The sequence below is a fragment of the Terriglobia bacterium genome (assembly GCA_020073085.1).
Classification (GTDB): Bacteria; Acidobacteriota; Terriglobia; order JAIQFV01; family JAIQFV01; genus JAIQFV01.
Genome location: JAIQFV010000003.1, coordinates 267,896 through 280,470 on the forward strand (window position 1 = coordinate 267,896; position 12,575 = coordinate 280,470).

The window sequence follows — 12,575 nt, forward strand, 5'->3', positions numbered from 1 at the left end:
GGTGGAAACCAGAGGACGGGACACGGATTGGAGTTCAGATGGATGGAGGGCTTACAGCTCCGTCATTGAACCACGGTAATCCGGATCCTGTCTCCGACCCGGAGCTGCCGGACATTTCGGATTCCGTTGATTTGTTTCAAGGACTCCACTGTGGTGTTGTAGTTCTGGGCGATGGAAAAGAGCGTTTCTCCCGGCCGGACACTGTGAACTACCGTCCCGGACCGCTTCGAGGAAACAGCTTTTCGGGGGGCGCTCGCAGCGGACGTCTTTATCTGTCCTCTTGGTGTGCCGGCGACCCGGCTTGGAATGTCCTCAGCCGCCATTCGAACTGTCAGTCGCTGGCCGGGACGGATCCTGGAGTTCAATCCGAGCCGGTTCCACTTCCGAAGCTGGCTCTGCGTCACGTCGTATCTTGCCGCAATCATTCCAAGCGTCTCCCCCCGCTCCACACGGTGTTTGACCACCGTGGTTTTCGTGCCTGAGGAGGCGGCGGGGATGATAATCTTAGTCCCTTCTTCCAACTTGGATCCCTGGGTTAACTGGTTGACTTGCGCGATGGCGCTCACCGTGGTGCGGTACCTGCTTGCTATCGTGGAGAGCGTCTCTCCCGGGCCGACGCGGTGTCGACGCCAAAGCACGCGTTTGTCCTCCGGGATCACGGCAATTTCCTGGGTGAATTTTTCTTTTGTTCCGGGGGGGAGATTGAGTTGAAAATCCGGCTCGTTGGGAGGGGTCGTCATCCGAAGAAGTTGGGGATTCAAAATCTGGAGATTTTCCACGGAGGTATCGATCGTTTCCGCGATCAGCCGCAGATCTGTAGGGGTTGATACGGTCACCCGCTCGGTCACCCGTGGGGGCAAAGGCTCCACGTTGAATCCGTACTTTTCCGGGTTCTTGGCAATAATGGTGACTGCCAGGATGGCAGGAACATAGTTCTCTGTTTGAAGGGGCAACACATGGTGAGCGACCATCTGCCAAAAATCGGCATAACCGGAGCGCTCGATGGCCTTTTGGACATTGCCCGGACCGCAGTTATAAGCCGCCATGGCCAGATACCAATCTTCGTACTCCTCATACAGGTCTTTCAAATGCTGCGCGGCGGCCCGGGTCGATTTTTCCGGATCCTGGCGTTCGTCGACCCACCAATTCTGCACGAGCCCATACTCTGCGCCCCGGAAGGGCACGAATTGCCAGATCCCCTTGGCTTTCTTATTGGACAATGCCAGCGGCTGGTATCCGCTCTCCACTTGAGCCAGATAGATAAGGTCCTTCGGAACCCCCGTTTCGCGGAGAACTCGGTCAATCATCGGCCGGAAGGCGCCCACCCGACGCAGCCCGTTTTCCATCGCCCCGCGCCCCCGTCCACGCGCGAAGTAATCAAGAAAATTCAAGACGCGCTCGTTGACCGTGATGGGAAGGTCGTGGGAGACCTCGGTCAATTCCTTTTCGGCCGTCGCTTTGAGTTTTTCATCAATTCTCGAGGGGAAGGTTTCGATGTCCAGGATTTCATCCGAGGGGGCCGGTTCATATTTCTGAGTCGTAAATCCATCGCCTTCCTTGAGGGCGATGACCTCGTAGGCATGAATGCGGTCAATCAGGCTGTCGAACTCTTTCTCAAGCCGTTCGTCCGAATGTAATGGAAGAGAGGATTGCAACATCACGTCCACTGCACGGTCGAACGACCTCTTGGCACGATCCAGATGGCCCTGATGGTAATCGTCTTCTCCTTGCCGGAAGTCCGCCTCCGCCTGCTCTATGATCTTTTTAGCGGCGTCGAAGGGTTCGGGAGCCAGGTCTGCCGGGAGGGGATACCTGTTTGGCACCGGGAGTTTTGAGAGCAGGGGAGAGGGAACGGTGATTACGGGCGGACTGACGATCGGTTTCTTTCGGGCACTCGTGCTGTCGCAGGAGGCGAAAACCCACGCCAGACAAAGGAGGAGAAGAAATTTGGCCGGTGTCGCCGCTCTCTTGAATGAAACCATCTGGCAATGAGTCCGCACTCAAAATAAAGAAAAACCGCGCTCATCTTACACGAGCCCCCTGGGAGAGTCAATTTGGACGGCATTTTTACAGTATTAAACAACCAAAGTAAATGCTGATGAATCTATGTGCATAGCTGTGGAAGTAAAGAAGGTCTTGAGGTATACGCGGTCCGAAGAGGAGTATAATATCAGGGTAGAACTGAGGACTGCCCAACTAAGGTTGAGCCGAGGATCGATTCTCGGCGGTTCAAAGAACCCGAAGGGCCCCACACAGAATCGAAGGGTGAGTGACTTGGAATGTTGGCCAGAAATCAAGAGACGGGAGGAGTTATGTTGACAAAGAGGTGGCGCCAGATGCGAATATTACCGGTTCTCCTGGCGGGAGTCGTCAGCATCGCTTTGGGACAGAGCCCCACACAGGAACCGCCGGTGAAGAAGGCGGAAGACGTGAAGGAAGCCAGTGCGGGACCCCCATCCACACAGGCGCAGCCGGCTTCGGAGGATCCCAGGGTGGAGCGCCGGGAAGTGATCGTTCCATCCGGCACCCGCATCCCTCTGTCGGTGGTGAACTTTGTAAGTTCCCGGAACGCGAAGGCTGGGGATCCGGTTTATCTGGAGACCATGTTTCCCATTACGATAGGCAACCGCGTGATCATTCCGGTGGGCAGTTACGTCCGTGGAACAATCACTGAGGTCAAACGGTCGGGGCGGGTCAAAGGGCGTGCAGAGATGTATCTCCGTTTCGACAGCCTCACGCTGCCCAATGGAACGACCAGGGAATTTACGGCGACGGTCTCACAAGCCGACGCGCGAATTCCTGGAAACTTGAAGGAAGGGAAAATCGAAGCCGAGGGAACGAAGGGCCGGGATGCCGGTACTATTGCCGCTACTGGGGCGGCCGGGACTTCGATTGGGGCCATCGCTGGGGGTGCCTCCGGTCATCCTGGGATGGGAACAGCCATCGGTGCGGGAGCAGGGGCTGTGGCGGGATTGATCGTGGCACTGGTGCAGCGGGGCAATGAGGTTGATCTCTATCGCGGGACGGAAGTGGACATGACCCTGGACCGGAATCTGGTCTTTGATGAGGGCGAGTTGACGCACTTTGGGCGCGACCCGTCCAGCGACCGGTACTACGAACGTCCCGGGCCGCCCCCACGACAGGGCGGAGCAGACCCCAGGGATCGCAGAAGGTTTCCTTATCCATTCTAGGGGCTCGCGACTCGAAGCTGTGTAGAACCGCCCAGGCAATCTTATGCCGGGGGCGTTTCGATTGCGGATTGTGGATTTCGGAATGCGGATTGAAGCATGGCGAGGCGATTCTGAGAGGTATCGGCCCGTATTTCGTCGCTACCTTGGGATAAATTGTGGCGAATAACGTGGGATAGAATTTAAGGCCGATTTCAAATTGGCCGGCCACCGCAATTTGCGGTTGCCGGCTTTTTATTTCGTGGATGACTTGGCCGGCTTTGTCAGATGAGTCTTTGCCAGATCGCGGAAAACCTTGAATGCCGTGAATTCCCGGTTTCCAAAAGTCATTCGGCCAAGCTCCACGGCAGACCAGACAAAATAGAGGATCGTGACGATCAGATGCACGGAAAAGAAGGATTCACTGGGGGTCACCGCTGAAAACACAAACTGGACAAACCATAGGGTGAACAGAAGGCAGGCTTCAAACCAGCTGAACCGCATGTTAATGAGCAGGACCAATCCCAGGAGGGACTGCGAGATGGTCAGGGCAATCTCTAGTTTCTGGTGGGCGTTGAAGGGAATGGGTGTAAGCGCCCCCATCCGTATCGAATAGACGATTGGCAACATGGCGGCCAGCAAGGTCCACTGATTGATATTTGAGGACACCATGTTCATCAGGGCCAGGGGGGCGTTCCTGACGGTTCGCGCCCAGTAAAGAGCCGAGACTTTTTCGGGAAACTCCGATAAAAACGGGGCGACCCACTGGACAAAGACAAACTGGGAAATTCCCGCAGAAACAGCGAGCACCAGCATGCTGTGGAGGAAGGGTTCCGCCACAAAATACATGACAAGGCCCCCTCCCAGAAAAAGGCCAACAATCGCGGTGTTTCTCACGCCCCGCGACGAGGTCATGATTTTCCGGGGCATATATTCGAGTTCTTCAATCTTCTCTTCGCTCTGAGGCGGAATTCGCTGAAGAATGTAGAGATACACGAAATAGATGGCCATCAGGATGACGCTGTCAAAGACGGAGAGTTGCCCTTTGAGGAGGATGATAAAGAAATAGAGGATGGGTGCCGCCAGGGAGACGACCTCGACCGCGTGTTCGCGTTCGAGCACGATCTCGCGGAGCGGCTGTTTGGTTTTCCTACGGTTGAAGAACGCCGCTGTAGCGTAAATCAGCGGCCAGCCCAGCCCGACCAGGAGACGCAACGACCCGGTCAGGTTGGCCGTCATCAGATCGACTCTCTTTTCCCAGGCGATAACGAATTCAACTGCGAATTCGGGCAACGTTTGCAGCCAGGCCAGGATCGCGAGCGCCAATCCTTGAGAGATCAAGAATTGGGCGGCTTCGGCGGCCCAGGCAATCATCAAAGAAGCGACCAGCACGCTGGGAAAGGTCCACAGGGCTGAGAGGGGGGACCCCGCAGCCGGAACCGTTGGAGGGGGTTGGAACCGGATCAATCCGAGGAGGAAACCATTGAATTTTTGTCTCATTCAAGAAGGGCGGGTCTCATTCAGTGAAGCAGACCGCGTGGTTCTTCGAAATGCTGGAGTGTTTTAAGAACCTGGCATCCTTTCGGAGTGGAAAGTCTTCGCGATAGTGGGCCCCGCGGCTCTCTTCTCGCGCCAGGGCCGAGGCCGTGACGACGCTGGCCACGGAGAGCAGATTGCGGAGCCGTAAGGCGTGGGGGGTGCTGTCGCAGGGGCGGGCGTGGGCCTCGCACTCTTCGAGTTCCTTGAGAGCATGCCTGAGACTCAGCCCTGAGCGGATGACCCCGACAAATTGCCACATCACCTTCTTCAACCGTCCGACCAGTTCCTCCGCCAGGACGTGTCCTTTCCCGCTTGAAGCGGCCTTTTCGGAATGACCGTTGGAGTGCATCGGGACCGGAGGAGGAGGGTTTTCTCCGCGCATCGCCTCGCCCGCCCGGGCACCGAACACGAGACTCTCAAGAAGCGAATTTGAGGACAGGCGATTGGAGCCGTGGACGCCTGAACAGGATGCCTCACCCGCGGCGTAAAGACCCCGCAGGGAGGTTCTCCCCTGAGTATCGATCTTGATGCCTCCGATGCAGTAATGAGCAGCGGGATGGATCGGAATCATGTTTTCCGAAATATCGATATTGAATTCGAGGAACATCTCGTACACGGCGGGAAATCGACGCTTCAGAATTTCCCCATCGAGATGGGTGCAATCCAGATAAACGTAGCTGCTTTGGGTCTTGACCATCTCCATCAGGATGGCCCGGCTCACCACGTCGCGCGGGGCCAGTTCTTCCTGGGGATGATAGTGGTGCATAAACCGCTCTAAATCGGCATTGCGAAGATAGGCCCCTTCTGCGCGCAAGGACTCCGGCAGTAAAACGCGGGGAGCGTTCTTCAGGTTAAGCACCGTGGGATGGAACTGGATGAACTCCATGTCGCTCAGTTCCGCCCCGGCGCGGAATGCAATGGCCAGTCCATCGCCGGTCGAAAGCTCCGTATTCGTGGTTTCGGGATAGAGTTGGCCCATTCCGCCCGTTCCTGCAAACACTGCGCGGGCAGAGACCGTATGTTGACGACCCGTTTTGAGATCGCAGTAATGCGCCCCCACTACCGAGCCATTCTTGATGATCAAATCTTCTGCCGCCGTGTTCTTTAGAACTTTGACGTTCGGAAGACCGGCGATCCGACGGTTCAGGGTCTCGAGTATTTCGTTCGTTGTGCTCTGAGAACGTCCCTTGAATACGTATGATCTTGGCTCGGCCCCGGGCTTGGGCGATAGAACCCTTCCGGCGTGGCGCTCGAAGGAGGCACCCCAAGAGACCAATTCCTCCATGTAGCGAGGACCCTCCTCCACAAGCACTTTCACCGCCTCGGTCTTGCACAGCCCCTCTCCCGCACAGAGGGTGTCTTCATAATGAAGCCGGATCTCCTCCTCGTCGCTGGAGGCGATGGCGATCACCCCGTCCGAGTGCTTGGAGGGTTGCGCGACGGAACACTGCTTCGTCAGCATCAGGACACTTCCCGAGTCGGCGAGCGCGAGGGCGCACCGCATGGCGGCGACCCCGCTCCCCACAATCAAGAAATCTGTTTTCTCCAACTCGCAGGACTTCATACGCAAGGTCATCATACCCTAGCAAAAAAAATTTGAGCAATAGTTTTTCAGCGGAGGATTTTTCACAATCTGCACAAGCAGGGGATGGGGAATTCGATTGCTGGCACTCAAAGGGGTGTGATACGTTATTTGTTTTGAACACGCGGTCGGAGGGTACTCGAGAGTTCCCGTCCACAAAGGAACGATCGGGCCAGGGAGCCTGCCGGTTCCCCTCAGGGGGCTCGCCCCGGGCCTTGAAATTTAATCCGACCTCATGCCATCGGCTTGAGACTCTTGACCCACGAGGCGGCCATGGGGAAGCGCTATGATTGAAATTCAAGTCCCAATCGCCACGCGCCGGTATTCCATTATCCTGGGACGAGGCGAAGCGACTGAGAATCCCGCATTGAAGAGCCTTGTCAAGTCGAGCACCAAGGTGTTCCTGATCACCAACCGCACGATCTGGGGCAAGTACTCGCAGCGGGTCCGCTCCAAAGGCAGCATCCTGGCTTCGGCTGTTCCCCTGCTGATCCCGGACGGGGAGCGTTTCAAGAATATGCGATGGTACCAGTGGCTCTGCCGGGAACTCGTCCGCCGGGGAGCAGACCGCAAGTCCCTGATCGTGGCGCTGGGCGGGGGCGTGGTGGGAGACCTGGCCGGATTTGTGGCCTCCTCTGTTTTGAGGGGGCTGCCACTGGCTCAGATCCCAACCTCGCTGCTGGCGCAGATCGACAGTTCCATCGGCGGAAAGACTGCCGTGAATTTGCCTGAAGGAAAGAACATGGTCGGGGCTTTTTACCAGCCTGCTCTGGTGGTCACCGATCCGCTGTTTTTGAAAACCCTGCCTCCTCGAGAGCTTCGGGCAGGCCTTTATGAGGCCATTAAGTATGGCGTGATTGAGGACCGGGAGCTGTTTGCATTCATCGAATCCCGGATTGAAGATCTGCTGCAATGCGATCTGAAAGCACTCGAGACGGTTATCCGCCATTGTGCGTTTGCCAAGGCCGCGATCGTGGGGAAGGACGAGCGGGAATCCGGAATTCGCAAGACCCTGAATTTCGGGCACACCCTTGGGCACGCCCTGGAGGCCGGAACCTCCTACCGGCGGTTCAAACATGGAGAAGCGGTGGCGTGGGGCATGCTCATGGCAACGCGCCTGGCGGAAAAGCTCTCGTTGATGTCCCCGGCTGATTCCAGGCGCGTGGTCGCGTGCATCGGCGCGGCCGGCCCATTGCCAAGAATTTCGGACCTCGCCGCGGATACAATTTTCAAACATATGCGGCACGACAAGAAGGCGATTGCAGGTAAACTTCAATTGGTTCTCCCCACGGAGATCGGTTCCGTAAAGGTCGTCGAGGGGGTTGACGCCAAAATGATCCGCGGGGCGTACCGCGAGATTCAAAACGAAAGCCTGCGAGACGATGGAGCCTGGAGCCAGGTGAGGAATTCCCGGCCCATCGGTTTCGTCGAGGTGAGCCCGGTTAGCCAAGGCGAGCGGAAAAACAGCCGTCGACGATCCTTATGAGAGCAGATCGAATGAAGACCGCCACCTCCCGAGGCAGTCAGGCAAGAAAAGCAGAAAATGTGCGCGCCATGTTTGGGGCCATTGCACCTCGCTATGACCTGGCCAATCACGTGCTTTCGCTTAATTTTGACCGGCGGTGGCGTCGATTTGCAGTTCGACAAATTGTGGCGCGCCTCAATCGCCGCGACTTCGATGCGCTTGATCTTGCCTGTGGAACGGGAGACCTCACTGCCGCCCTGGGCGCGGCCACCTCCGGGCGGGTCGTGGGACTGGATTTCTGTCATCCCATGCTGGTGATCGGCGCCCACAAACTGGCCCGGCAGAATCATCGTTCCCGGATTGCTCTATATGAAGCCGACGCCCTGAATTTGCCCCTTCGGGAGGCAAGCTTTGATGCGGTCACCATCGCTTTCGGATTGAGGAATCTGGAAAACTATGAGGACGGGTTGTCGGAGATGTGCCGAGCCCTGCGGCCCGGCGGAGTCCTGGCGGTTTTGGAATTCTCCAGGCCCCGCATGCCGGGGTTTCGACATCTGTACCAGGTCTACTTCTCGAAGGTGCTGCCCTGGCTGGGGGCGCAGCTGAGCGGGGTGAAAGGACCCTACGACTACCTTCCGGATTCCGTATCGAAGTTTCCGACCCGGGAGGAACTCAGAGCGCTGATGGAAAAGATTGGCTTTGTCAATGTCGTCTTCTTCAATTTGACCGGCGGCATTGCGGCGCTGCATTTGGGAACGAAGGCGTAAGTGCAGTTGCCAGTTCTCAGTTCTCAGTTGTCAGTTCCCGTTTGTTAGTGTTCAAGGTCGATGGTTTTTCACTGCGTGAACTAAGTTCTAATATTGGTTCATTGGGTGACTTGCAGCACGATCTAAGTGCCCAAGGCTAATTCCTGACTACTCGCAACCGACAACTGAGAGCTGGCAACTGAGAACTGGCAACCGGCAACTACTATGGATTTCAAACTCGCAACCTCATTTGTTCCCCGCGGTGACCAGGTCACGGCGATTGGCGAGCTCGTTGAGGCCCTCACCGATGGTGAAAAGCACCAGGTGTTGCTCGGGGTGACGGGCTCGGGAAAAACGTTTACCGTCGCCAAAGTCCTTGAGACGGTGAATCGTCCCACCCTCGTGCTTGCCCATAACAAGACCCTGGCGGCACAGCTCTATCACGAGTTTCGCGCCTTCTTTCCACACAATGCAGTCGAGTATTTCGTGTCGTATTACGATTACTACCAGCCGGAGGCCTACCTGGCCGCGACCGACACTTACATCGAGAAAGAAGCCACGATCAACGAGGAGATCGACAAGCTGCGGCTGTCGGCGACCAAGTCTCTTTTCGAGCGGCGGGATTGCATCATTGTCGCTTCCGTATCCTGTATTTATGGGCTCGGATCACCGGAAGCTTATTACGGCATGTTGATGTTTCTGGAAAAGGGACAGCGCATCGCCCGAAAGGAAATCCTGCACCGACTGGTCGAGATTCTTTACGAGCGGAATGACACGGAGTTCAAGCGCGGGACCTTTCGGGTTCGCGGGGACGTGATTGAGGTCTTCACCACCTATTCCGACGATGCGCTTCGAATCGCTTTGTGGGGGGACGAGATAGAAAGTCTCTCGCGCGTGGATCCGCTGACCGGGGCGGTTAAGGAAACCTTCATTCGGATGCCGATCTATCCGCGAACCCATTTTGTGATGCCGCGCTCCACGCTGGAGATTGCCATTGAGCGGATCCTGGCAGAAATGGAGGATTGGGTGCCGCGGCTGGAGGCCAAGGGGAAACTGATCGAGGCACAACGCTTGCGCCAGCGCACCCTCTTCGACGTCGAAATGATACGTGAGATCGGGTATTGCCACGGCATCGAAAACTACTCGCGCCACTTCACTGATCGGAAGCCGGGCGAGGCGCCCCCGACGCTGCTGGATTACCTTCCTCGCGACGCCGTGCTGGTTGTCGATGAAAGCCACCAGACCATCCCGCAGGTCCGCGGGATGTACCACGGCGACCGCTCCCGGAAGGAAAACCTGGTCGAGTACGGGTTCCGCCTTCCGTCCGCCCTCGACAACCGGCCGCTCACGTTCGAGGAATTTGAAAAACGCGTGAACCAGGCCATTTATGTCTCTGCCACCCCCGGTCCCTATGAATTGACGAAGACGGGGGGAGCGTTTGTGGAGCAAGTGATACGGCCAACCGGGCTCGTGGATCCCGCGGTCGAGGTGCGCCCCGTTAAAGGGCAGATCGATGACTTAATGCACGAAATTAAACTGCGTGCCGAGAGCCGGGAGCGGGTCCTCGTGACGACCCTGACCAAGCGCATGGCGGAAGATTTGACGGAGTACCTTACGGAGACGGGGGTGCGCTGCCGTTATTTGCATTCCGACATCGAAACCCTGGATCGCATCAAGATCCTGCGAGACCTGCGAAAAGGAGAGTTTGATGCCCTGATCGGCATCAACCTGTTACGTGAGGGACTCGACCTGCCGGAGGTCTCGCTGGTGGCGATTCTCGACGCCGATAAAGAGGGATTTTTGCGTTCCTCGGGATCGCTCATCCAAACGATCGGCCGGGCAGCACGACACCTCCATGGAAAAGCCATCCTCTATGCGGATGTGAGCACGCAATCGATGGAAACTGCCATCGCGGAAACGAACCGCCGGCGGGCGATTCAGATGCGCTACAATGAAGAGAATCACATTACGCCGGAGTCCATCATCAAGCCGATCGATATGACCTTGGTGGCGATCGCCGCCGCGGACTATGTCGAGGTGGAAACCGAACTTCCTGACGAGATGTGGGTCGCTGAGCCCGAGCGGCTTGATGAACTCGTCGCCACGCTGGAGCGGCAAATGCGCGACGCCGCCAAGAAATTTGAATTTGAGAAGGCGGCGTCGTTGAGGGACCGGATTCGTGACTTGAAATCGAGAGCGGTGTCTTCTGTAATGTAAAGTTCAAAGTTCAAGAGAACCCAGTTCAAGGTTCAAAGTTCAAATGACCTAGTCCAAAGTCCAAGGTCCAAAGTCTGGAAACCCAGTTCAAAGTTCTAATTCAAAGTTAAAACCCCTAGTGCTTCTTCGGCTTTCTGGCTTCCTGCTCTCTGGCCTCTTGCCTTCGAACTCTGACTTCTGATTTCTGACCTCTGTATTCCGGCCTCAGGCTTCTTTCTTTTCTGACGCCCGACACCCGGAACCTGACACCTTCTCTTCACCCGTGCACAAACGCCTTCCGCCCCGCAAACCGGGCGCGCGATCCCAGCTCTTCTTCGATCCGAAGCAGCTGGTTGTACTTGGCAATGCGCTCGCTCCGGCACCCGGAGCCGGTTTTGATTTTGCCGCCGCTGACGGCCACGGTCAGGTCGGCAATGGTCGCATCCTCGGTTTCGCCGGACCGATGGGAAACAAAAATCCCATACCCCGCCTTGCGGGCCGTCCGGATGGCATCGAGGGTTTCCGTGAGGGTCCCGATTTGATTGAGCTTGATGAGAACCGAGTTGGCCACACCTTCCTTGATCCCACGAGCAATGATTTGAGGGTTGGTACAAAAGACATCATCACCGACCAGTTCGATCTTTCTGCCGAGTGTTCGTGTCAACTCCTTCCAGCCCTCCCAGTCGTTCTCCGCCAGCCCATCCTCCAGGGAGACGATGGGGTAGTGCCGCACCCATTTTTCCCACAATTGAATCATCTGGGCGGTGGTCTTCTTGACTCGAGTGGACTTCCAGAAGAAGTACCGGCCTGAATCGTAAAGTTCGCTGGCTGCCGGATCAAGGGCAATAGAAACCTGCTTGCCCGGTTTGTATCCAGCCGACTCGATGGCTCGCAGGATGACTTCAACCGCTTCTTCATTGGATTTTAACTCGGGCGCAAATCCCCCTTCATCACCCACCGCCGTGCTGTATCCCTTCTTTTTCAGGATGCCTTTCAGCGCGTGAAACGTTTCAATCCCCATGCGGATGCTTTCTGAGAACCTTGAGGCGCCGTGGGGGACGATCATGAACTCCTGAAAATCGACGTTGTTATCCGCGTGCCGGCCACCGTTGATGACATTCATGCTGGGAACGGGAAGCAGATTGGCGTTTCTTCCGCCCAGATAACGGAAGAGCGGGATCCCCTTTGTGTGCGCGGCGGCTTTGGATACCGCCAACGATACGCCGAGAATCGCATTGGCTCCAAGCTTCGATTTGTTCGGTGTCCCATCCAAAGCGATCATCTTCCGGTCAACGGCCGCCTGGTCAAAGACATTCATTCCCCGGAGTCGTGGAGCGACGATTTTGTTGACATTGGCCACAGCGGTTTGAACGCCCTTGCCGGAGTACCTCTTCGACTTCGTATCGCGCAACTCCATGGCCTCTCGCTCTCCCGTCGACGCGCCGGAGGGAACAATGGCCGAGGCTCTGATGCCGTTCTTGAGAGTAACTTCCACTTCAACGGTGGGATTTCCACGAGAATCGAGAACCTCTCGCGCATGAATTGACTTCAATATCGACATGAAAAAGGTTCCTTTCTTGTCAGGGAGATCGTTAAGAGTGCACCCCTCGAGGGAGAGCTCCCTGCAATTGACTTTTGCCGAAGTAAGACTCAAAGACCGGGGAATCATAGCAAACGGCCGATGATTCCGCTACGGTCCCGCTTGAAATCTCATCGATCGATGGTCTCGAATAGTCAGATCGACACCCCGGGTTCATGCAAAGAGCGTCACGCCGCCGGCATCGCCCGCTTCCGACCTTGGAGACACAAAAAGGCGGCAGATGAGGTTGATTCCTGCTTATCCCTGAATTGCAGACCCGCAAGGACCGCATGTCTGCGGC

At 56.6% G+C, this 12,575-nt stretch carries 8 protein-coding genes; 4 read left to right on the top strand and 4 right to left on the bottom strand.

Translation table 11 applies throughout. The features are described 5' to 3' along the window. Positions 1 to 62 precede the first annotated feature (62 nt). Positions 63 to 1,982 carry a LysM peptidoglycan-binding domain-containing protein gene (locus LAO21_05410; protein ID MBZ5552138.1) on the bottom strand — a complete coding sequence of 640 codons (1,920 nt, stop codon included), beginning with the start codon at positions 1,980 to 1,982 and terminating at the stop codon, positions 63 to 65. Positions 1,983 to 2,336: 354 nt separating this feature from the next. Between LAO21_05410 and LAO21_05415 the strand changes: the two genes are divergently transcribed. Beyond that, positions 2,337 to 3,191, top strand: coding sequence for a hypothetical protein (locus LAO21_05415; GenBank protein MBZ5552139.1), 855 nt, complete (start codon positions 2,337 to 2,339; stop codon positions 3,189 to 3,191). Positions 3,192 to 3,422: 231 nt separating this feature from the next. Here the strand turns inward: LAO21_05415 and LAO21_05420 are convergent, their stop codons facing one another. After that, the gene (locus LAO21_05420) at positions 3,423 to 4,667 is read right to left on the bottom strand and encodes a hypothetical protein (GenBank protein ID MBZ5552140.1); all 1,245 of its coding nucleotides are present in this window, start codon (positions 4,665 to 4,667) and stop codon (positions 3,423 to 3,425) included. Positions 4,668 to 4,683: 16 nt separating this feature from the next. Continuing rightward, positions 4,684 to 6,285 carry an L-aspartate oxidase gene (gene nadB / locus LAO21_05425; protein ID MBZ5552141.1) on the bottom strand — a complete coding sequence of 534 codons (1,602 nt, stop codon included), beginning with the start codon at positions 6,283 to 6,285 and terminating at the stop codon, positions 4,684 to 4,686. 289 nt (positions 6,286 to 6,574) lie between these two features. Here nadB and aroB point away from each other — a divergent pair, with 289 nt between their 5' ends. The 3 genes from aroB to uvrB all read left to right on the top strand — a co-directional run bounded on the left by aroB (position 6,575) and on the right by uvrB (position 10,716). Continuing rightward, complete coding sequence (aroB, locus tag LAO21_05430; protein ID MBZ5552142.1) at positions 6,575 to 7,774, top strand: 3-dehydroquinate synthase; 1,200 nt, start codon at positions 6,575 to 6,577, stop codon at positions 7,772 to 7,774. An 11-nt stretch (positions 7,775 to 7,785) separates the two neighbouring features. Continuing rightward, positions 7,786 to 8,520, top strand: coding sequence for a bifunctional demethylmenaquinone methyltransferase/2-methoxy-6-polyprenyl-1,4-benzoquinol methylase UbiE (gene ubiE / locus LAO21_05435; GenBank protein ID MBZ5552143.1), 735 nt, complete (start codon positions 7,786 to 7,788; stop codon positions 8,518 to 8,520). A 204-nt stretch (positions 8,521 to 8,724) separates the two neighbouring features. Continuing rightward, the gene (gene uvrB, locus LAO21_05440; GenBank protein MBZ5552144.1) at positions 8,725 to 10,716 is read left to right on the top strand and encodes an excinuclease ABC subunit UvrB; all 1,992 of its coding nucleotides are present in this window, start codon (positions 8,725 to 8,727) and stop codon (positions 10,714 to 10,716) included. A 256-nt stretch (positions 10,717 to 10,972) separates the two neighbouring features. Here the strand turns inward: uvrB and eno are convergent, their stop codons facing one another. Beyond that, positions 10,973 to 12,256 (bottom strand): phosphopyruvate hydratase, encoded by a 1,284-nt coding sequence (eno, locus tag LAO21_05445; GenBank protein ID MBZ5552145.1) that lies wholly within the window; start codon positions 12,254 to 12,256, stop codon positions 10,973 to 10,975. Positions 12,257 to 12,575: the final 319 nt, after the last annotated feature.